General features: G+C 70.2%; 17 protein-coding genes and 3 pseudogenes. 8 read left to right on the forward strand and 12 right to left on the reverse strand.

Annotated features, from left to right (window positions below):
• Positions 1 to 12: 12 nt before the first annotated feature.
• Entirely contained in the window at positions 13 to 900 is an 888-nt protein-coding gene (locus ACFY10_RS46445) for an SDR family NAD(P)-dependent oxidoreductase (RefSeq protein ID WP_390671429.1), read from the forward strand.
• A gap of 51 nt (positions 901 to 951) precedes the next feature.
• A complete protein-coding gene (locus tag ACFY10_RS46450; RefSeq protein WP_390671430.1) occupies positions 952 to 2,376 on the forward strand; it encodes an FAD-dependent oxidoreductase in 1,425 nt (474 codons plus the stop codon).
• Here ACFY10_RS46450 and ACFY10_RS46455 read toward each other — a convergent pair.
• The 3 genes from ACFY10_RS46455 to ACFY10_RS46465 form a co-directional block, all read right to left on the reverse strand.
• Complete coding sequence (locus ACFY10_RS46455; protein WP_390671431.1) at positions 2,357 to 3,580, reverse strand: amidohydrolase; 1,224 nt, start codon at positions 3,578 to 3,580, stop codon at positions 2,357 to 2,359. The genes ACFY10_RS46450 and ACFY10_RS46455 overlap by 20 nt on opposite strands.
• 199 nt (positions 3,581 to 3,779) lie before the next feature.
• Positions 3,780 to 4,205: a MerR family transcriptional regulator gene (locus tag ACFY10_RS46460; protein ID WP_390671432.1), complete on the reverse strand. Its 426-nt coding sequence runs from the start codon at positions 4,203 to 4,205 to the stop codon at positions 3,780 to 3,782.
• Positions 4,206 to 4,222: 17 nt separating this feature from the next.
• Positions 4,223 to 5,224 carry an MDR family NADP-dependent oxidoreductase gene (locus tag ACFY10_RS46465; RefSeq protein WP_390671433.1) on the reverse strand — a complete coding sequence of 334 codons (1,002 nt, stop codon included), beginning with the start codon at positions 5,222 to 5,224 and terminating at the stop codon, positions 4,223 to 4,225.
• A 440-nt stretch (positions 5,225 to 5,664) separates the two neighbouring features.
• Here ACFY10_RS46465 and ACFY10_RS46470 point away from each other — a divergent pair, with 440 nt between their 5' ends.
• The 4 genes and pseudogenes from ACFY10_RS46470 (at position 5,665) to ACFY10_RS46485 (ending at position 9,986) form a co-directional block, all read left to right on the forward strand.
• On the forward strand, positions 5,665 to 6,255 hold the full coding sequence (locus tag ACFY10_RS46470) for an SMI1/KNR4 family protein (RefSeq protein WP_390671434.1): 591 nt from the start codon (positions 5,665 to 5,667) through the stop codon (positions 6,253 to 6,255).
• 149 nt (positions 6,256 to 6,404) lie between these two features.
• Positions 6,405 to 7,842: pseudogene (locus ACFY10_RS46475) on the forward strand (NF041680 family putative transposase).
• Positions 7,843 to 8,050: 208 nt separating this feature from the next.
• Positions 8,051 to 9,106, forward strand: a complete 1,056-nt coding sequence (locus ACFY10_RS46480; RefSeq protein ID WP_390671435.1) for a hypothetical protein — start codon at positions 8,051 to 8,053, stop codon at positions 9,104 to 9,106.
• A gap of 439 nt (positions 9,107 to 9,545) precedes the next feature.
• Positions 9,546 to 9,986 carry a hypothetical protein gene (locus tag ACFY10_RS46485; RefSeq protein ID WP_390671436.1) on the forward strand — a complete coding sequence of 147 codons (441 nt, stop codon included), beginning with the start codon at positions 9,546 to 9,548 and terminating at the stop codon, positions 9,984 to 9,986.
• An 8-nt stretch (positions 9,987 to 9,994) separates the two neighbouring features.
• On the opposite strand, the gene ACFY10_RS46490 is transcribed toward ACFY10_RS46485, so the two are convergent.
• The 6 genes and pseudogenes from ACFY10_RS46490 to ACFY10_RS46515 all read right to left on the reverse strand — a co-directional run.
• Positions 9,995 to 10,579 (reverse strand): transposase, encoded by a 585-nt coding sequence (locus ACFY10_RS46490; protein WP_390671437.1) that lies wholly within the window; start codon positions 10,577 to 10,579, stop codon positions 9,995 to 9,997.
• Positions 10,534 to 10,770, reverse strand: coding sequence for a winged helix-turn-helix domain-containing protein (locus ACFY10_RS46495; protein ID WP_390671438.1), 237 nt, complete (start codon positions 10,768 to 10,770; stop codon positions 10,534 to 10,536). The genes ACFY10_RS46490 and ACFY10_RS46495 overlap by 46 nt, the downstream gene beginning before the upstream one ends.
• A gap of 170 nt (positions 10,771 to 10,940) precedes the next feature.
• Positions 10,941 to 11,069: pseudogene (locus ACFY10_RS46500) on the reverse strand (transposase); the annotation flags it as partial.
• 157 nt (positions 11,070 to 11,226) lie between these two features.
• Positions 11,227 to 12,180, reverse strand: coding sequence for an IS5 family transposase (locus ACFY10_RS46505; protein ID WP_390671439.1), 954 nt, complete (start codon positions 12,178 to 12,180; stop codon positions 11,227 to 11,229).
• Positions 12,180 to 12,410: a hypothetical protein gene (locus ACFY10_RS46510; protein ID WP_390671440.1), complete on the reverse strand. Its 231-nt coding sequence runs from the start codon at positions 12,408 to 12,410 to the stop codon at positions 12,180 to 12,182. Before ACFY10_RS46510 ends, ACFY10_RS46505 begins: the two co-directional genes overlap by 1 nt.
• 179 nt (positions 12,411 to 12,589) lie before the next feature.
• Positions 12,590 to 13,075, reverse strand: a pseudogene (locus ACFY10_RS46515) (DUF6192 family protein); the annotation flags it as partial.
• A gap of 107 nt (positions 13,076 to 13,182) precedes the next feature.
• Between ACFY10_RS46515 and ACFY10_RS46520 the strand changes: the two are divergent.
• Together ACFY10_RS46520 and ACFY10_RS46525 are read left to right on the forward strand one after the other, a co-directional pair.
• Positions 13,183 to 14,622: an NF041680 family putative transposase gene (locus ACFY10_RS46520; RefSeq protein ID WP_390671441.1), complete on the forward strand. Its 1,440-nt coding sequence runs from the start codon at positions 13,183 to 13,185 to the stop codon at positions 14,620 to 14,622.
• Positions 14,623 to 14,644: 22 nt separating this feature from the next.
• Positions 14,645 to 14,860 carry a hypothetical protein gene (locus ACFY10_RS46525; protein WP_390671442.1) on the forward strand — a complete coding sequence of 72 codons (216 nt, stop codon included), beginning with the start codon at positions 14,645 to 14,647 and terminating at the stop codon, positions 14,858 to 14,860.
• A 5-nt stretch (positions 14,861 to 14,865) separates the two neighbouring features.
• Here the strand turns inward: ACFY10_RS46525 and ACFY10_RS46530 are convergent, their stop codons facing one another.
• The 3 genes from ACFY10_RS46530 to ACFY10_RS46540 form a co-directional block, all read right to left on the reverse strand.
• Complete coding sequence (locus ACFY10_RS46530) at positions 14,866 to 15,648, reverse strand: alpha/beta fold hydrolase (protein WP_390671443.1); 783 nt, start codon at positions 15,646 to 15,648, stop codon at positions 14,866 to 14,868.
• Between the two features lie 61 nt (positions 15,649 to 15,709).
• Positions 15,710 to 16,849, reverse strand: coding sequence for an alpha/beta hydrolase (locus ACFY10_RS46535; protein ID WP_390671444.1), 1,140 nt, complete (start codon positions 16,847 to 16,849; stop codon positions 15,710 to 15,712).
• Positions 16,846 to 19,254, reverse strand: coding sequence for a thioester reductase domain-containing protein (locus ACFY10_RS46540; protein WP_390671445.1), 2,409 nt, complete (start codon positions 19,252 to 19,254; stop codon positions 16,846 to 16,848). The genes ACFY10_RS46535 and ACFY10_RS46540 overlap by 4 nt, the downstream gene beginning before the upstream one ends.
• Between the last annotated feature and the right edge of the window lie 75 nt (positions 19,255 to 19,329).

Raw genomic sequence — 19,329 nt, forward strand, 5'->3', positions numbered from 1 at the left:
AGCGTGGCAGGCATGAATGCTTCGCGAATCGCCCTTGTCACGGGCGCCAACCAGGGACTGGGCCGCGCACTGACCGACGGGCTGGCGGCCCGCATGAGCCCGGACGACCTGGTCCTGCTCACCGGCCGCAGCCGGCAACGCGTCATGGACGCCGCTCGCACGGTGGCGCAACTGCCCGGCACCCGCAGCCGGGTGGAGGGCCAGGTCCTGGACGTCACCGACACCGACGCCGTCGCCCGGCTCGCCGATGAACTGCGCACCCGCCACGGCGGTGTCGACGTCGTGATCTCCAACGCGGTGGCCCGCGTCCTGCCCGAGGAGTCCCAGGCCGCGCGGGCCGACGAGTTCATCGACGTCTCCAACACCGCCACCCACACGATCCTGCGCTCCTTCGGCCCGATCCTGCGCCCGGGCGGCCGCCTGCTCGTCGTGGCCAGCAGCCTGGGCACACTGGGGCATCTCGATCCGCGGCTGCACCACCTCTTCGACGGCGCGAGCCTCGACCAGGTCGAGTACGCCGTCGAGTCCTGGCGCAGCCGGATCCACAACAAAACCGCCGAGGAGGCGGGCTGGCCCCGCTGGCTGAACGTGCCCTCGAAGGTGGCCCAGGTCGCCGCCGTCCGCGCGATCGCCGCCGAGCGCCGCGAGCACGACCTCGCCACCGGCACCCTGGTCGCCTCCGTGTGCCCCGGCATGGTCGACACCGCCACCTCCCGCCCCTGGTTCAGCGACTACAGCCACGCCCAGTCGCCCGCCCAGGCCGCCCGCGCCGTGCTCGACCTGGTCTTCGCCGAGCACGTCGATCCCGCCCTCTACGGCGAGTTGGTCCGCTTCGGCAAGGCCCTGCCCTGGCACGACGGGACACCTCCGGTGGAGCAGGACCGGCTGCTCACGCCTTGAGCGCCGGGCTTCGCGCATGGGGGGTGTCGCCGTGCGGGGAAGGTGTACAGCATGGCGACCATCCTCGTACTCGGTGCTGCTCTCGGCGGCCTGCAGACGGCCCTGCTGCTCGCCGAGGACGGTCACGACGTGACGGTCCTGGAGCGCGATGCGGATCCGGCGCCGGCGGACGCGGAATCGGCCTGGTCGCGATGGCGGCGTCCCGGGATCCCGCAGTTGCGGCTCACCCATCTCCCGCTGGCTCGCTGGCTTCAGCTGGCCGAGGCCCATCTGGCGGGCCTGGTGGGGCAGTTGACGGCGGCCGGGGCCGTCCGGATGAACGTCCTGGCGCCCGAACCGGGCCTACGGGGTGCGCTGCGCGCCGGCGACGAGCGGTTCGACACCCTCGCCGCCCGGCGCTCGCTCCTCGAATCGGTCGCCACCCGCGCCGCCGAGGCGGCCGGCATCCGCATCCGGCGGAGCATCGTCTGCCGAGGACTGCACAGCCCGCGCAGCGGGCAGCTGCCCGGCGGCTCCCGGTCCCGCCCGGTGCACGTCAACGGGGTGGACACGAGCGAGGGCACGCTGACGGCCGATCTGGTCGTCGACTGCACCGGGCGGCGCTCTCAACTCCCCGCCTGGCTGCGGAACATCGGCCTGCGGGAGGCAGCCGAGGAATCCGGCGGGCGCGGATTCACCTACTACAGCCGCTACTTCCGCTCGGCCGACGGCACCCTGCCGACCGACACCTTCCCCCTGGTGGTGGAGCACGGATCGCTCGGTCTGCTGCGCATTCCGGCCGACCACGGCACCTATTCGCTCTGCCTCATCAGCCGCAGCGACGACCATGAACTGCGTCGTCTGCTCCGCCACGAGCGCACCTGGTCCGCCGCCGTACGCCTGTTTCCCGGCGCGGATCCCTGGCTCGACGGGCAGCCGGTGACCGACGGCATCCAGATCATGGCCGGTCTCACCGACCGGAAGAGAAACCTCTACGACACCCCGCGCGCTCTCGTCACGGGGGTGGTGGCGATCGGTGACGCCTGGGCCGTCACGGTTCCGACGGTGGGTCGCGGGCTGGCAATGAGCCTGCAGCACGGCCTGGCGCTGCGCGACGCCCTGCGGCAGACGGGGAGCGGCGAACCCGTCGATCTGGTGACCGCGTTCGGCAAGGCGACCAACGACGGCCTCGCACGGGTCTACCGGCAGACCACCGCCTACACCCGCCACCGCCTGGCCGAGATGGACGCCCACGCGGCCGGCCTCCCCTACCGGCACCCCGACTGGAGCCGCGTCAGGGCACTGGCGCTGCTGGCCCAGCGCGACCCGGACGCCCTGCGGGCCGAGCGGGCCGCGGCCCATCTCCTTCCCGGCGCTCAGCAGGCGCTGCGTGCTCCGGGCATCGACGACGCCGTGTCCCGCCTCGTCCCCGAGGTCGAGCAGCAGATGCCGGCCGGCCCCGCACGAGAGGACCTCCTCAACACCCTGACGGGATGACGGGTTGTCGCCGGGCCGCGACGGGGACTCTGCTCCCGTGCTCGCGCCACGCCTGCTCTCGCAGCTGTGCGGACAGCAGCAGTTCCACCGCCGTGCAGGCCAGTGCCTCGGTCGCCGCCAGCATCACGTTGCGGCCGCGATGGGAGGCTGCCGCGGCCGCGAACTCGGGGGTGTGGTCGCAGCCGTCGGGTTCCATGATCGCGACGTAGGGGTGGATCGCGGGCACGCGTCCACTGACGTTGCCGATGTCGGAGGAGCCCAGGTACACGCCGGGCGCCGGCGGTGTGAGGTCGATGCCCGCGCGGGCCAGGTGGCGGGCGAAGCGTGCGGACAGGGCCCCGCTGTCGCGGAAGTGCTCGTAACGCGGCGTGGCCCGCCCGAACGTGACCGCCGTGCCCATGGCGCGGGCCACGCCGTGTGCGCAGGTCAGCACTTCCCCTGCCAGGTCCTCCAGAGCGGTGGTCGTCGCGGCGCGCAGGCCGAACAGGCCTTCCGCGTACTCGGGGACGATGTTCGTCGCCAGGCCGCCGTCGGTGACGATGCCCTGGACGTGCGAGCCCTCCGGGAGGCGCCGGCCGACGGCGGCGAGAGCGTTGAACAGCTGGATGAGGGCCGCGAGGGCGTCTACGCCCTCGGTGGGGTTCCCGGTGGGGTGCGCGGCGCGGCCGTGGAAGCCGATGCGGTACTGCGTCTGGGCGGTCAGCGGCGCCCATTGCCAGCTGTGGACCCCGGGATGGAACATCAGCGCGGCGTCGACGTCGTCGAAGACGCCCGCCTCGGTCTCGGTGACCTTGCCGCCGCCGCCCTCCTCCGCCGGTGTTCCCACGGCCCATACGGCTCCTGCGCCCTCCCCCAGTGCGGCCCGTGCCGCGAGTGCGGCGCCGAGGCCGGCCGCGGCGATCAGGTTGTGGCCGCACGCGTGCCCGAGGCCGGGCAGGGCGTCGTACTCCAGGAGGAGGGCCACCGCCGGGCGCCGGACGGTTCCCGCCCGCGCGGCGAAGGCGGTGGGCAGTCCCGCGACGTCCCGCCGCACGGTGAAGCCCTCGCGTTCGAGCTCGCCGCTCAACAGCCTTGCCGCCCGGTGTTCTTCGAATGCGTACTCGGGATCGGCGTGCAGGGCCAGGGCGACCTCCCACAGCCGCTCCGCGCGGACGGCCACCTCCTTGACCACCCGTCCGAGCGCCTCGTGCACCGCGTCTGCCACACCGGCCTCCCGAACTCTGCCAGATACGTCCGTGTCATCTGGGCGAGTTCCAACAAGGCGGCATTCCACACCGTTGAGCTTGAGTTTGACCTTCGGGGTTCCAACGCGTGGCGGCATGGCCCTTGAAGGGCGTCCGCATCCGACGTCGCGCATGCGAGGCAGACTGAAGACCACGAGCGCCAGCCCGACCGGTCGGAGATCAACACTCAAGCTCAGGCGCGGGAACGCTGCCGCTGCGGGCGGTCGGCGAGCCCGGCTCACTCTGCGGCGCGCCTGCGGCTGCGGCGAGGCCCTGCCGTATGTGTGTGAGGCGTACGATCTCCGCGTCCAGGGTGGCCAGGCGATCGGCCACGACGTCGTTGAACTCGCCGGGGCGGCTGCCACAGGATGCCGACGGGTCCTGGACGAGGAGGTCCAGGCGGTGGGCGCGACGGCGGAGGTCCTCCAGGGTGAGGCCCAGAGCCAGAAGGTTGCGGATGACGCGGACGCGCGCCACCTCGGCGGGGCCGTACTCACGTTGGCCGGACGGGGTACGTGGCGGGGGCTGGAGCAGGCCGCGGGCCTCGTACAGGCGCAGAGCGCGCGGTGTGGTGCCGGCTGCTGCCGCTGCCTCACCGATCCGCATGCCCGCTCCGCCCTGTCCTACAGCTCCACGATTGCCGCCCCGAAGGAGCGGCCGGCGATCAGTTGGGGCAACGCCCCCGGGGCGCGCTCCATTCCGCGGACCGAGGTGTATGGGAAACGGATTTCGCCCGCCCGCAGCCAGTCCCCGAACCGGGCCTCCCACTCCGCCCCGACATCCGGGTGGTCCACGCCGCTGTAGCCGGCGATCGTGATGCCCTTGGTCAGCAACCGGTACGTGTCGAGCACAGTCGGCGCGCTGCCGCCCGCTCGGTCTGGGGACAGCTGACCGTCCAGCGCGCCCACCAGGGCGAACCGGGCGCCCCGGTTCGCTGCATGGACGGCGGCCGTCAGCTGTTCGCCGCCCACGGTGTCCAGGACGACGTCGATGCCGTCCGGTGCTGCCTCGGCGAGTTGCATGTCGATCGGGGCCGCTTCGCGCAGCACGGTGGCGTCGTAGCCGAGTTCCCGCTCCAGCCGCCGAGCCTTGTCCGGTGAGCCGGTGCTGCCTACCACCCGGGCGGCACCCAACAGCCGGGCGATCTGGCCCGCCAGGGTGCCCACAGCGCCGGCGGCGCCGGTCACGAACACGGTGTCGCCCTCTTGGACCTCGGCCAGCCGGGTCAGCGCGCCGTACGCTGCGGAGCCCTGGGCGAGGTGGGCCACCGGGTCGGGCAGGGTGCCGTCCAGCGGCCTGCACTCGGCAGCGGCGGGCGTCGCGTAGTCCCGCCAGCCCTGAAGGTGCAGCACCGGCTGCCCCTTCTCCAGCGGCCCATCGATCACCTCGCCGATCGCGGGGCCGAACAGGGTGTCGCCGGGGTGCAGCGGCGGCAGCGGGACATCGCGGGTCTCGCCTCCGATGAGAGTGCGCAGGCCCGGGAAGACGAGGAAATGGGTGTTGCGGACGAGCACCTGGCCGGCCTCGGGACGGGGAATGGGGGCCTGTGCCAGGGTGAAGTCGTCCGGGGTCGGCAATCCAGCGGGGCGGCGGACCAGGCGTACAAGGCGATGAGTCGCATTCATGGCCGGACGCTAAGCCTTGACCCGTGGGTCAGAGGAAAGGCTCAGCTTGAGTATTGACTTTGATCCAGTCGGGCCGGCCGGCGTGATTTTTCAGTCTGCCGTTCGTGCGCGCCGTCGGATGGGGCCGCCCTTCGTGCGGTCGTGCCGGGTGCGGTACCGGTGCTGGCGGCAGTCCAGGAAGCTGACATCCTGATGGGCAGGCCCGCCCCACCGGGGAGGCTTCCGCACATCGGCTGGACGGCCCTCGTGTCGGCCTGTGTGCCGAAACCCCCATGCACCGGCGAAGGCAATGCGCAGCGGCCGCGCGCCCAAAGGCACACGGGTCTTCTCACCGTGCGTTCGAACCCCGAAGGTTAAATCTCAAGTTGAGCTTGTCTTTTAACCCGCTGCGTGCAGTGGTCCGAGGCCAGAGTGTCAGTGCCCGGTGATACCTGTAGGACGTGGAGGATACGATTTCGGGTGCGATAGCCGTCCTGCGTGAAGCCTTTCCGGCAGAGGTCCGTCACCGGCCTTTGGACAGGGAAGAGCTTCGGGTGTGGGAGCGCAGGCACGGGGTGGTGTTGCCGGAGCCGTATCGCACTTTCGTGACCGAGATCGCGAACGGTACCGACGATGGTCCGCCTGACGAAGGTGGTCTGCTGCCCCTGGGAGAGAAACCGGACAGCTGGGCCGTCTGGGAAGCGGACTGCTGGATGAGCCCGGAGCCGTTCGATGGCGCCGCCGTACGCGTGCCCGGCCAGCCCTTCCCTCTTGAGGAGGAGTGGCAGTGGGAGTACGACTATTACGACCACACCCGCCACTCGTCTCTGTTGCACCAGACCTACCAGCACGGCTCCGTGCTGCTGGGCAGCGACAGACCCGGTGAGTACTGGACGCTAGTGGTGACCGGGCCGCAACGCGGCCGGGTGTGGTGGCTCAGAGACGGATGCGCCGCACCCTATGTCGACCGCCCGTCCGATCAGCCGGGGGGCGATTTCCTGCACTGGGTGAGGGACTGGCATGTCGGACAGGGCTGGTGGCGGGCCGAGTAGCGCCTCCACACCCAGCTCGCGGACTCGACCGCTCGAACGCTCCCTCGAACTTGATCTCAAAACCGGATCTGCGCGACAGCGCGGCGGCCGTCGCTTGATGCTGAACTCCGGCGCAGAGACGCAGGACAGGCGAAGGCCGCGGGGTGGGTTTGCATCAAGATGTAGAGGGAGAGCCGTTCCTGGTGGCGTCACGCTACCGGGACGACCTATTCGACTGCCTGACCTCACGCGGGGACGAACTGTTCTAGCTGGTGGACGCGTTGCTGTGCGCGGACGGGCCGGTGACGGCGCCGGTGGACCCTGACGCTGGTGGCTGAACATCGGCGTGGGCACGGTGCCATGTACGACGCGCTGAACCGCGGGAACGTCGACGTGCCCCGGCTGCGCCAGGTGCTGGCCGGCCTGCCCATGCCGCAGGCCGCCGACGGCCGCCTGGTCCTCGCGGTCGACATCAGCCACTGGCTCCGCCCGGACGGACCCACCAGCGCCGACCGCCTGTTCTGCCACGTCTACGGCCGCAGCGGCCGGTCCTCGGACCAGTTCATACCCGGCTGGCCCTACTCGTTCGTCGCCGCCCTGGAATCTGGCCGGACGTCCTGGTGTCAGCTCCTGGACGCCGTCCGCCTCGGTCCGGACGACGACGTCGCCGAGGTCACTGCCGCCCAGGTCCGCCGGGTGGTCGTGGACCTGATCGAGATGGGCCGGTGGCACGTCGGCGACCGCGACATCCTGGTCGTGTTCGACGCCGGCTACGACGCCCCGCGCATGGCGCACCTCCTGGCCGGGCTGCCGGTGGAGGTCCTTGGACGAATGCGCACGGACCGGGTGATGCGCAAGCCGGTCCCGGTGCGCTGGATCTCCCCGCCGCAGGGCGGACGGCCGCCGAAACACGGCAAGGAGTTCCGCTTCGCCAAGCCGGAGACCTGGGGCGAACCCGACGCTGCAACGACACAGGTCACCGACCGGTACGGCACCGCCCGAGCAATGGCCTGGGACCGAATCCACCCCCGGCTGACCACTCGCTCCGCCTGGATCGACCACACCGGTGAACTTCCCATCATCGAGGGCACCTTGATCCGCCTCCAGGTCGATCGCCTGCCCGGTGGCGGGGACCCACTCCCTGTCTGATTGTGGTCCTCTGCCACTGGCCTGACCGGCGAGGGCATCGATGTGCGCTGGCAGGCATTCCTGAGGAGATTCGATCTGGAGCACACCTTCCGACTGATGAAGCAGACCCTCGGATGGACCCGGCCGAAGCTCCGCACCCCCGAGGCTGGCGACCGCTGGACGTGGCTCGTGATCGCCGCCTACACCCAACTCCGGCTCAGCCGCGAAGCCGCGGCGGATCTCCGCCGGCCCTGGGAGAGGCCAGCTGAGCCCGCACGACTCACCCCGGCCCGGGTCCGCCGAGGGTTTCGGAACCTCCGCCCGCACCTGGCCTGTCCGGCCCGTGCACCGAAACCATCAACACCCGGACCTGGAAGGCCGCTTGGCTCCAAGAATCGCCGCCCTGCACCCCGCTATGACGTCGGGAAGACGACCAGACGACCCGAGAGCGTCATCGAGCGCGACAGCCTCAGAGGTTAAGAGACAAGTTGAGAAGCTGTGTCAGATCCGGCGATCAGTGACGTTCCGTAACTGGTGGGCTGTAGTGCGGTGCCGCCGCACGCTAGGCGAGGGCTTGATCCCGTCGGCTCCAAACGGCTGAGCATCATCCCGGCTTGACTCTGACGCCGCTGGAGACTTGACGATCTCGCTGTAGGCAACACGCGGATTGTTATCGGAGGCGCAAGGCATGCGAAGCAAAGGCATCCACTACGACACCGGCACCTTTCCCAACGGCGACACCTCCCGCCCCGTCTTCGACGCCGACGTCGTCGCGCGGGACATACGGGTCATCGCCGACGATCTGCACTGCACCGCGATCCGCATCACGGGCGGTGACCCGGAGCGGATCGAGACCACCGCACGGCATGCGGCGGCCGCTGGGCTGGAGGTCTGGTTCTCGCCGTTCCCGTGCGAGATGACCGACGAACAGATGCTTCCGTACTTCGCCGACTGCGCCGAGCGAGCCGAACGACTGCGCCAGGACGGCACCGACGTCGTTCTGGTCACCGGCTGCGAACTGAGCCTGTTCGCCCGCGGGTACCTGCCCGGCGACACCTTCAACGAGCGCATCCCGGTGCTGGCCGGCCCCGACCGCGAGGCCGCGCTCCGGCCCCTCCCCGAGAAGGTCAACGCCTTCCTCGGCGAGGTCGTCCGAACCGTCCGCCCGCTCTTCGGCGGACCGGTCAGTTACGCGTCGTGCCCCCTGGACGGCGTGGACTGGAGCCCGTTCGACATCGTCGGCCTGGACGCCTTCCGGGGCCTGCGCAACGCCGCCACCTACCGCGACGACCTGCGCAAAGAATTCACCCACGGCAAGCCGGTCGCCATCATGGAAGTCGGCTGCTGCACCTTCCACGGGGCGGGTGACTACGGCGGCTCAGGCTGGTACGTGGCCATGGAGCCGGACGGTGTCACCCCCAAGCCAGACCTGGTGCGCGACGAGAGCGAGCAGGTCCGCTACCTCGACAACCTCATGCCCATCTTCGAAGACGAAGGCGTCGACTCCGTCTTCTGGTTCAGCTTCGCCGGCTACGGCACCCCCCACCGTCTGTCCGGCCCGGACCCCGACCTCGCCTCCTACGGCATCGTCAAGATCCTCGACGAACACAGCGACTACCCAGCGGACTCGCGTACGTACCCCGACATGCCCTGGGAACCGAAGGAAGCGTTCCACGCCCTAGCGAACCACTACCAGGCTCTCAAGCAACCTGGAACCTCCCACCAGCACCTGGATAACCGGTAGGGCCGCTCAAGATCGGAATGGGCCGCGGAAGTGAACGGGATGCTCGGCAGCTGGCGGAAGTCATTCGTATCGCACCCCTCGGAGACGACTAGAGATCTTTAACGGCTGGGGTTACCAAGGAGCACATCCCCTTGGACAGGCCGTGGGCGCCGCGCGGAGCCATCGGTCTGGCAAGGTCGACCGTCAAGATCGGCGGCAGGCTGCTGATCGCTGCGACCGTCGCCTACGACGTCTACGATGTGACGGCCGCACCAAGCGGACCCAGACAGCCTCCACGACGGTGTCAGCCCGGCGGGCGGCCTCGCGGGCGTGGGTTACGGTGGCGCGTTCGGGCGGATCTCGGGTCTGTCGGGCCCGTGGTCGACGGGGTCTTGGGATGTGGCGTGGTCGGCACCGCATCGGCGAGGGCATTGTGGACGGGATCGAGGATCTGTTGTAGATGAGGACTTGGCTGGAGGGGCTGTTCAGAAAGGGGCGGCCCCGCACCGCGGATGAGACCTTGCTGGAGAGCCGGGCGGTGACCGCACCCCAGGATGCGGCCATGAGCCGGGCGGAGATCTCGCCTGAGGAACGTGCGGCTCTGCTCGTCGGAATCCTCGACGACCCCGCGGCGCGCGAGGACGAGAAGTACGACGCTGCGATGGACCTGGAGGACTTCTCCGGCCCGCTCGTCGAGACGTGCCTGATCCGGATCATTCGGGCCGAGGACTTCACCAGCGTGCTGGCCCAGCATTGTGCCGAATCCCTCGGCGGGATCTGGGCCAGGACCGGCCGTGTGGACCCCGCCTTCATGGCGCAGCTTCGAGGTCCGGCGAAGGACGAGGTCTTCGGGATCCTCGGCATCCGCGCCCCGCGCCTGCTGCCCCCTAGCACCCTTTAGAAGATCTTTCACGGCTGAGGTGGCGGAGGTTGGAGGCCGAGCCCGGTTTTGGCGATGAGGCCCTCGATGAGGCGGGGGCGGTACTGCATCCGTTTCAGCCGTGTCTTCACCAACGCGGTGAGCTGGTCGAGGCTGTGTTTTGTGAGGTTGGCCAGCGATCTCTTCAGGTGCAACCACACGCCCTCGACCGGGTTGAGCTCGGGAGCGTACGGCGGCAGCTGGTAGACGGTCAGCCATAACCGGGCGGCGATCAGCTCGCGCATGGTGCGGCTGACGTGCGTGTTCAGATTGTCCCAGACCAGAATGACGGGGCCGCCGAGCTGCTGGTGCGCGGCATCCAGCAGGCGGGCGTAGTCGCTCTCGGTGAAGCCCTTGCGACGGCCCTTGGCTGGACCACGGTCAAGGTGGACGCGGTAGATCAGCCGCGGCCGGTGGCCGGGCTTGGTACAGATCAGCGCCGCCATGGACACTCGTTTGGTGCCCTGGGCGGTGACCCGCACGACCGGGGTGTGGCCACGGCGGGCCCAAGTGCGGCCCTTGGGCGGCCTCAGGCCCTGGCCGGCTTCGTCCTCGAAGCAGACCCAGGCGCCCAAGTCCGCCGCCCTCTTTTTATGACGGGCCACTGCTCGTCCTTCCAGGCGGCGATCTTCGCCTCGTCCCGCTCGGTGGCCTTGCGGGACGGGACCTGCACGCTCCAGCCGATTCGGTGCAGCAGCAGGTCCAACCCGGCCAGGGTGTACTCGACGCCGAACCGGCGGCGCACGATCTCAGCGATCCTGGCCAACGTCCAGCACTGGTCGGACCAGCGGCCGGGCCGGCGTCCAACACGACTTCCAGATGACGGAGTTGTTCCGCATCGAGCTTGCAGCGGGGACCGCCGGGGCCCTTGGAGACCAGAGCCTGCCGACCGCCCGCAGCCAACGCCCGCCGCCACCGGTTCGCCGACATCCGGGTCACCCTGAACCGTCGGGCTACCTCCCGGTCACTGGCCCCGGCCTCGATCAGATCGGCGGCTGCGAGCCGGACTTGCTCACGCCGAGACCGCTCCTCGGCCGCCAGTCCACCGCCGTCGGGATACCTCATCCTCCCGGCGTAGCGCGGCCCACGACAGCCGTCACGACCCGACGTTAACCCGCACCGTTATAGATCTCTAGCTGCTGCAGTTTCGCCTGTCCGACGCGACCGGTGTCGGGCAGGGCGGCGGGAAGCGCGTGCGCCAGGGTGTCGGGAACGTCCGAGATCAGCGCAAGGTGGTGGGGGACAGCCGGATCGTCTGTTGCTCTTGCATCCGGAGGCGTATGGGCTTGGGCTTGACGGCCGCTTCCACTGGCTCGACGGGGTGCGGTGACGTGCGCGGTGGTCGGGGAGGGCGGGGAAGGCGGCGGACCATGAGGGTGATGAAGGTCCAGGCGATGTGGGCCTCGCTGTGGGAGACGAGCCGCTCGTAGTCGCGCACGTTTCTGCGTGCTCTCATGATCCACGAGATGGCCCGCTCGACACGCCATCTCTTAGCGAGGACGGCGAAGCCGTCCTGGTCTTTGCGGCGGGGCACCGTCTTGAGGGTGATGCCGAGGAAGGTGTGGGACCAGTCGACGAGGGTTCCGCCGTAGGCGGAGTCCGCCCAGGCGACGGCGAGTTCGGGATGGGGCAGGCGCAGGCGGAACAGCTGGTCGCGGGCAGGGAGACTGTCGTGCGGCGAGGCCTTGGTGACCATGACGGCCAGAGCCATGCCGCGCATGTCGACCGCCAGATGCCGCTTCCGCCCGTTGATCAGCTTCCCGCCGTCGAAGCCACGGGAGGCCTGGCCCACCGTCTCCGCGCCCTTGACGGACTGGGAGTCCAGGATCACTGCCACTGTGCGGGCATTGAGGCCGTCGTGAACACGGACTTGCTCGTGCAGCTCAGCATGGATGCGGGCCAGGTCCCCGCTCACCCGCCACCTTTGAAAAAAGCCATAGACCGTGCGCCAAGGGATCCCGAAGTCGACTGGAACGGCCCGCCACTTGCACCCATTGTCGTTGACATACCGTATGGCATCCACGACGTTGCGGGGCGGATGCTTCTCCGGGCGTCCGCCCGTGGGCAACTCGCAGGCCGGGACGGGCAGCAAAGGTTCGAGGACGGCCCATTCGGCGTCCATGGTGTCACTCGGGTAGCACCGCTCGCGCACGGCCGGCGGTCGGGTCTCGTTCATCAGCGTTCCATGCGTGTGAGGACTTCCAGGGTGGCTTTGACGCCGCCGAGCTGGTCCAGGACCAGGCAGATCCATTCGTCGTCCGGGGCCTTCTTGGCGTGCGGAGCGATGATCCCCGTGATGAAGTTGGTGACCCGGTGCAGTTCCGCCTGGAAGATCGCCCGCTCGTAGGAGATCCAGACCTCGCTCTCCTCCGACATCTGAAAGCCGTTCCGTCTGCTGTAGGTCACCGGCGGGAGTCCTTCCTTGACCGCGACCTTCCGCAGGAACCTCAAACCCGCCCAGACCTGCGGCGTGCGCTTGGTCGCTCGGCACAACTGGGGAAGCGTCAGCCCAGCCGGCCGCGCCGCCTGCAGAGCCTTGCGTACCGCTTGACCGTGGACGTGGGCGGGCAGCCCCGCCCCCATGACTACTGGCCCCGCAGCAGCTGGGCGAGCTGTTCGTCCAGATCAACCTGACCGGTTGCGGCCGCGGTCTCGATCCAGTCGGCCGTCGCGCGGATCTTCTCCAAGTTGTTTTCCAACACCTTCGTCTGCGTGTCGGTGAACTCGTGTCCGCGCAGCTTCGGGACCAGCCGGGCGGCCCCGGCGATGAACCCTTGGCAGATGGCGATCAGGTCGGAGAACTCCATCGACTTCCGCCAACTGTGGACGATGCGGGCCGGGTCGTCGAACGGCTCGCCCTGTTCGCCGAAGGCTTCCTCGTACTCCTCGTCGAACTCGTCGTCGTCGAGCCCGGCCTGCTCGAGCTGGACCTCGTTCACGTTCTCCCGGACCTCGGCATCGCGCATGGCCTTGAACGCCACCTCCGGCCGGCGCAGCAAGTCGGTGGCCACCTGCGCCGCCACCGCCTCGTCATCGCGCGCCAGCTCACGGATCGCCGCGACCTTCTCCTGGGCGGTGACCGGGACCTGGACCTAGTGTTCGCAGGGTATGCGAGCGGCCTTCCCCGTGATCCTGAACTCTGCGACGAGGTACGGGAGTTCACAAGGAAGGCCGTGTGATGAGTGTGCTGACACAGGCCGTCGAGCGGGATGCATTCGCGGAACTGTCACGCTTTCGGACGGCCTTCTATGGGTGTCTGTCTGCGCGGGCGGACGCGTTCTTCGAGCTCACGGACGCGCTGTTGTGTGCGGATGGGCCGGTGAGGACGCCGGTGGAGCTGTCGCTGACCGCCGAGCACCGGCGCGGCTATGGCTCGCTGTACGGCGCGCTCAACCACGGCTGCCTGGACGTGAACCGGCTGCGTGACCTGCTGGTTTCGCTGCCACTGCCGCGTTTCGGTGGGCGGATCGTGCTCGGCGTGGACGTCTCCCCGTGGCTGCGCTCGGACGCTGCGTGCTCGCCGGAGCGGCTGTTCTGCCACGTTCACGGCCGTTCCAAGGCCGCTGCGCAGATCATTCCGGGATGGCCGTACTCCTTCGTGGCCGCGCTGACGCCAGACCGCACCTCGTGGACCGCGGTGTTGGACGCGGTCCCCCTGGGGCCCGCCGACGACGCAGCGGCCGTCACGGCCGGCCAGCTCCGGCGGGTGACCGAGCGGCTGATCGCGGCCGGGCAGTGGCGGCCTGGGGACCAGGACATGCTGATCGTGATGGACGCCGGTTACGACGTGATGCACCTGGCCTGGCTGCTGCGGGACCTTCCCGTCGAGCTGGTCGGACGCCTGCGCTCGGACCGCGCCCTGCGGCTGCCCGCTCCACCCCGCGTCTACCAGCCCAAGGGTGGCCGGCCGCCCAAGCACAGCAAGGAGTTCAGCCTCGCCAGGCCGCAGACCTGCGCGGAGCCGTCGGTGGTGACGGTGAACGACACGCCCCGCTATGGCAAGGCCGAGGCCCGGGCATGGGACCGGCTCCACCCGGAACTTCAGCAGCGTTCCGCCTGGATCGACCACGACGGTGAACTACCCATCATCGAGGGCACATTGATCCGGCTCAAGGTCGAACACTTGCCCGGCGACCGCGACGCGCCACCGGTCTGGCTGTGGTCCTCGGCCACCGGCGCCGACCCGGCTGACGTCGACTTCGTCTGGTCGTGCTACCTGCGAAGATTCGATTTGGAGCACACGTTTCGCCCGTTCAAGCAGTCCCTGGGCTGGACCCGGCCGCGGCTACGTGAGCCGGAGGCGGCGGACCGTTGGACCTGGCTCGTGATCGTCGCGCACACCCAACTCCGTCTCGCTGCCCCGCTCGCCACCGACCGGCGCAAGCCCTGGGAGAAGACCACCCGTATCGGCGTCGCTCTCACCCCGACACGCGTCCGGCGCGGGTTCCGACACCTCCGACCTCACCTGGCTTGTCCGGCCCGCGTGCCCAAACCTGGCCGTCCCGGCCCCGGACGCCCGCCCGGCTCCAAGAACCGGCACCCCGCCACCCGTCACGACGTGGGCAAAACCGTCAAACGCCCGAGCACCCTCTACGAACGAGACCAGGCCAGACTTTAAGGATCAAGCTGACCCGCCAGGGGTGCGCTCGGGGGCTCTGGAGAGACATGCCCGCTTCCGGTCCGGTGACGAGCCCGTCGTCCAGCCGGTCACCGAGCGGGGCGGTTCCCTGCCACACCGCACCGAGCCGGTCGTACGGCTCAACGGGGCCGTGCAGGTGGTGGCGGGTCTGCTGCTGGGCAGCGGTCGTCTGCCGGCCGCGGCGGTCGGCGGTGTCAGGGCCAGGCCGGCCCGCTGATCACCTCACCCGCGGGCGGGGATCAGGAACCGGTCGAGGGCCGTGGTCAGTTCTGCCGGTTTCTCCACCGGCAGTTCGTGGCCGGCGTCGATGATGCGGACCTCGGCGTCCGGGTAGGCCTTGGCCATGCGCAGCATCTGCTGCAACGGCAGCTGGATGTCGTGGTAGCCGTGGATCATGAGGGTGGGTACGCGGATCTCGCCGACGCGGTCCAGGACGTCGAAGGCGCGCATGGCGCCGTAGAGCGTCATGACGACCTCGCGCGGGGTGGCGGCGGAGGCCTTGATGCAGGCGCGGACCTCCTCGCGGGGGTAGCCGGGGGCGAAGGCGCGCTGGATGTTGGTGGCGACGAACAGCTTGTAGGGGACGAGTGTCGAGGCCGCCATCAGCAGGCCCCTGCCGCGGCTGTAGGTCATGCGGGCGATGGAGTCGACCAGTACGAGGCGCTCGACGCGCTCGGGGTGGTCGAGGGTGATGGTCTGCGCGATCATGCCGCCCATCGAGTGGCCCACGAGGACGGCCCGTTCGACCTCGAGGTGGTCGAGGAGGGCAAGGACGTCGGCGGCCAGTTCCGCGACGGTGCGCACCCCCGCGCCGCTGCTCTCGCCGTGGCCGCGCAGATCGAGGCGGATCACCCGCCGCTGCTCGGCGAAGTGCGCCATCTGGTGGTCCCAGCGGTGCCGGTTGGCCGTCCAGCCGTGGATGAACACCAGGGGTACGCCCTCACCGTCGCGGGGGCCCTCGTCGTCGTACGTCAGCGCTGCGCCGTCGACTTCGAGCTGCGGCATGGGTGCCTCCTGGATGCGATCCGGTTACTGGCGAGTACGGTAGCGGTCGCCGGGGCCCCCGTCACCGGCGATCGCCGAGGAAGTCCAGGATGTGCCCGAAGACGTCGAGGGCGGCGCCCCGGCCGAGGAATGTGTCCAGGTGGCCGTAGCCGGGGATCTCGGTGTAGGTCACGTCCAGGTGGGGGTGGCGGTGGGCGAGGACGTCGTGGCAGAGCTGCTGGGAGTCCAGCCAGAGGCCGTTGTCGCTGCCCGCCAGGAGCAGGAGGGGGGTGTCGATGCGGCCGGCCGCGTCGAGGGCGTTGGGGGGCAGGGCCGCGTAGCGGTGGTCGGTGTCGTGCCAGCGGACCACGGTGCGGGCCAGTTCGATGCGGCGCAGGTGGGGCAGGATCCACAGCGGTGCGGGGCCGAGGAGTTCGGCCAGCCGGTTGTGAGTGGTCTCGGTCAGGTGCTCGTGGACGAAGAGCGAGGCGCCGGTGCCCCATGCCGAGTGGTGCAGGATCTGGCAGGTGGGGTCCGGGCAGCTCGCCTTGCGGGAGGCCAGGGCGAACAGGGGCGTGTACTTGGACCACAGGCCCACCGTGCGGAAGTCGACGGGGATGTGGTCGATGCGGGACTTGAGCAGTTCCCCGGCCAGGGACATGCGCAGCGAGGTGCGGCCGGCGAGTTTCGGCGTCAGGAACACTCCCTGCGCCACCACCCCCGCAAGGCCCGGGACCAGGCCCGCCGTCATGCTCAGCGACAGGGTGAGGGCGCCGATGCAGTGGGCCACGGCGAACAGCGGGCGGTCGTCGCCGATGCGGGAGCGGATGTGGGAGACGGCCGCGGGGATGTCGTACAGGGCGACGTCGTCGTAAGTGTATTTCTGGCCGGTGGCGTTGTACGGCAGCCGGCAGCTGCCGCGCCAGTCCAGCAGCCAGGGCTCGTAGCCGTCGTCGAGCAGGACGTCGACGAGGTTGCGGATCTCGGGCAGCAGGAACATGTCGGCGGAGGCCGTGTGTCCGTGGAGCAGGAGCACGGCGGGGCGGTCGGGCTCGCCGGTGTCGATGCGGGTCAGGCCGAGCCGGACGCCGTCCGGCGCGTGGAAGGGGATCTCCTCGACGGTCTGCGGGTCGAGACGGTGGTGCAGGGGGCGCAGGGTCGTGGTGGTTCTGACCTTGCGGAGGGCCGGCCTGGTGGTGCGGTTCGTCGTCTTGAAGATCATCGGTTGTGCTCCGTGGGGTTCTGGGTCCGGCGCAGGTCGAGGAGGTCGGCGGCGGCCCGGGTGAAGGGGCCGAGCAGCCCGCGGCCCATCTCGAGGCCGAACCAGGCGAGCCAGGTCAGCTTGGCGGCTCGCTTCTCCCGGCCGGTCAATCGGGGGTCGACCTTGATGCCGTCGATCTGGTCGCGTACGTAGCTGTCCGCGGGCACGACCAACTCGCCCGTCAGGGAGGCGGGTTCGCCCTCGCGTCCGATCTCGACGGTCAGGGCGCGGGTCTGGCGCCAGACGTCGCGGCGGGCGCGCGCGTGCTTGCGGCCCTCCAGCCACCAGCTGCCGCCGTCCGCGTCGCGCAACAGCAGCCGGTAGCGCAGGAGTTGGTGGGTCAGGCCGTGGCGTTCGGGGATGCCGTCCTCGGGGCGGATCCACACGTCGCCGCGGTCCACGGTGAGGGGGTCGGGGTGTGCGGCCGGGCAGGCGAGTTGTCCGCGTACGTCGATGCGGCGCTCGGTGACCAGCTGGTGCATGCTCGCGATGGAGAGGGTGAGGTTCATCGAGCTGGGGGTGTCGGCGGGGGCTCCGACCGGGCCGACCTGCCCTTCGGTGGTCTCGGTGAACCAGAGGTAGGGCTGGTCGTCCTTGTGCGGCAGGCGGGCCAGGCCGTCGCCCGCCAGTCGCTCGAAGGTCTTCAGCTGTGCGCGGGCGTCGTAGCGTGAGGCGGGTGGCAGGCCGAGGGCCTCGACGAGGTGGGCGGTGCGTTCGCCGGTGGCCGCCGGTCCCTTCAGTGTCGCCTCGCACAGCTTCAGCGCGGTGGGGCTCTGCAACACCCGGGACAGGAAGGTCAGTTCGGGTATCGGTTCGGCCTGCAGGCGGGCCAGAGTGTCGGTGCGCCACTCGTCCCAGTCCTTGACGCGCACGTGCATGCCGCCCAGGGCCATGTCCTGTACGACGTCGTCGAGCGTGTTGGGTACGCCGGTCAGGTTGTAGTCGTAGCCCCAGGCGTCGGGTTCGCAGATGACGCCGACCGCGACCCGGCTGACCCAGTCCACCGGGGCGGAGTTGAGGTAGCGGAAGGCGGGAACGGTGCGGAAGCGGCCGAAGGCCGAGACGAGGCCGCTGGAGAGGTCCTGGGGGTTGTAGGCGCCGGTCTTGGTGTGGCCGCCGATGCCGCCCGGGCGCAGCGCGGTGACGATCAGGCCGTGGTCGCGGGCGCGGCGCAGCGCGACCTCCGCGGCCCATTTCGTCTGGTCGTAGCCCGCGATGAGGCGGTCGGCGTGCGCCAGGGGGTCGTCCTCGCCCATGGAGGTGATGCCGACCTCGTTGAAGACGGCGATGGAGGAGATGTGGTGCAGGGGTTTGGGGCGCCCGGCCGCCGCCAGTTCGGCCAGGGCGAGGGTGCCCAGGACGTTGCTCGCGCGCAGTGACTGATAGCCGCGCAGGAAGTCCACGGCCGCGGCCACGCCGACGATGCTGTCCAGTTCGTGGGCGAGCCGGTTCCACAGTTCCTCGCTCAGGCCCAGGCGCGGGCGGCGGATGTCGCCGGGCAGCACGGTGATGCGGCGGCGGACCTCCGACGACCAGGGCAGCCGGTAGCTGCGCAGGGCCTCGCCGAGCCGGGCATCGGCCGCTTCGTCGTCGGCGGATCGCACCAGGCAGTACACATGGGCGTCGCTGTGGCGCAGCAGGTCCAGGAGCATGTGACTGCCGAGGAAGCCGGTCGCGCCGGTGAGCAGGATCCGGCGGGGCGGCAGGGGCTCGGGTGCGGCGATGAAGGGGAGGCGGTCGGCGAGGGCGAGGTCGGCGAGGATCTGGTCGAGGTCTTCGCGGCGGGCGGTGGTGTGCGGCGCGTGCGTGCGCTCGGCGGACGGTGCGGCCGGGGACGGTGGCTTGCGCGGGGATGGGACGGGCAGGGCGCGCGGGGCGGGAGTGGTCGCGGTCCTCGCGGCCGCCGGTCGTGCGACCGCGATGGCCGTCAGGGAGGCGGCCCTGATCCCGGGGATACGCGCCCAGCTGTGGGCGAGGCTGCTGGGGCGGGCGTCGGCGAACACCTCGTCCAGGTCGACCTCGATGCCCAGTTCCTCCTCCAGCTCCGCCACGAGTTCCACCGCGTTCACGGAACTGCCGCCGGCGTCGAAGAAGTCGGTGTCGGGTGAGAGGTGTCCGTCGGGCAGATGGCGGCCGGCCGCTGCGGCGATGGCGGCGGCCAGCACGTCGACGTCCGGGGACGGGGACGGGGACGGAGCCGTGTCGGGCGGCCCGTCCGCGGCTGTGGCGGAGGGCGCGGGCACCTCGGCCGGCATGACCTTCGCCAGCAGGTCGCTCACGCCGAGTCCGCCTCCGCCGCGCTCGATCGACTCCGCCGTCGCCCGCTGACCGGCGTATGCCGACGCGTCCTCGTTCATCTCACGCATGAGTGCCTTTCGCCATGTCCGCCACCATGTCGGCGGCCCCGTTCCTCTTGCTCACGTGCCTCTTGCTCACTGCTT

This window comes from Streptomyces sp. NPDC001401 (genome assembly GCF_042895385.1).
Classification (GTDB): Bacteria; Actinomycetota; Actinomycetes; order Streptomycetales; family Streptomycetaceae; genus Streptomyces.

Bases quoted from the DNA above. Each gene is read 5' to 3' on its own strand.
- ACFY10_RS46485 (WP_390671436.1), top strand. From the start codon at position 9,546: ATGAGGACTTGGCTGGAGGGGCTGTTCAGAAAGGGGCGGCCCCGCACC.
- ACFY10_RS46520 (WP_390671441.1), top strand. From the start codon at position 13,183: ATGAGTGTGCTGACACAGGCCGTCGAGCGGGATGCATTCGCGGAACTG.
- ACFY10_RS46535 (WP_390671444.1), bottom strand. From the start codon at position 16,849: ATGATCTTCAAGACGACGAACCGCACCACCAGGCCGGCCCTCCGCAAG.
- ACFY10_RS46450 (WP_390671430.1), top strand. From the start codon at position 952: ATGGCGACCATCCTCGTACTCGGTGCTGCTCTCGGCGGCCTGCAGACG.
- ACFY10_RS46540 (WP_390671445.1), bottom strand. From the start codon at position 19,254: ATGCGTGAGATGAACGAGGACGCGTCGGCATACGCCGGTCAGCGGGCG.
- ACFY10_RS46505 (WP_390671439.1), bottom strand. From the start codon at position 12,180: ATGAACGAGACCCGACCGCCGGCCGTGCGCGAGCGGTGCTACCCGAGT.
- ACFY10_RS46530 (WP_390671443.1), bottom strand. From the start codon at position 15,648: ATGCCGCAGCTCGAAGTCGACGGCGCAGCGCTGACGTACGACGACGAG.
- ACFY10_RS46460 (WP_390671432.1), bottom strand. From the start codon at position 4,205: ATGCGGATCGGTGAGGCAGCGGCAGCAGCCGGCACCACACCGCGCGCT.
- ACFY10_RS46445 (WP_390671429.1), top strand. From the start codon at position 13: ATGAATGCTTCGCGAATCGCCCTTGTCACGGGCGCCAACCAGGGACTG.
- ACFY10_RS46480 (WP_390671435.1), top strand. From the start codon at position 8,051: ATGCGAAGCAAAGGCATCCACTACGACACCGGCACCTTTCCCAACGGC.
- ACFY10_RS46465 (WP_390671433.1), bottom strand. From the start codon at position 5,224: ATGAATGCGACTCATCGCCTTGTACGCCTGGTCCGCCGCCCCGCTGGA.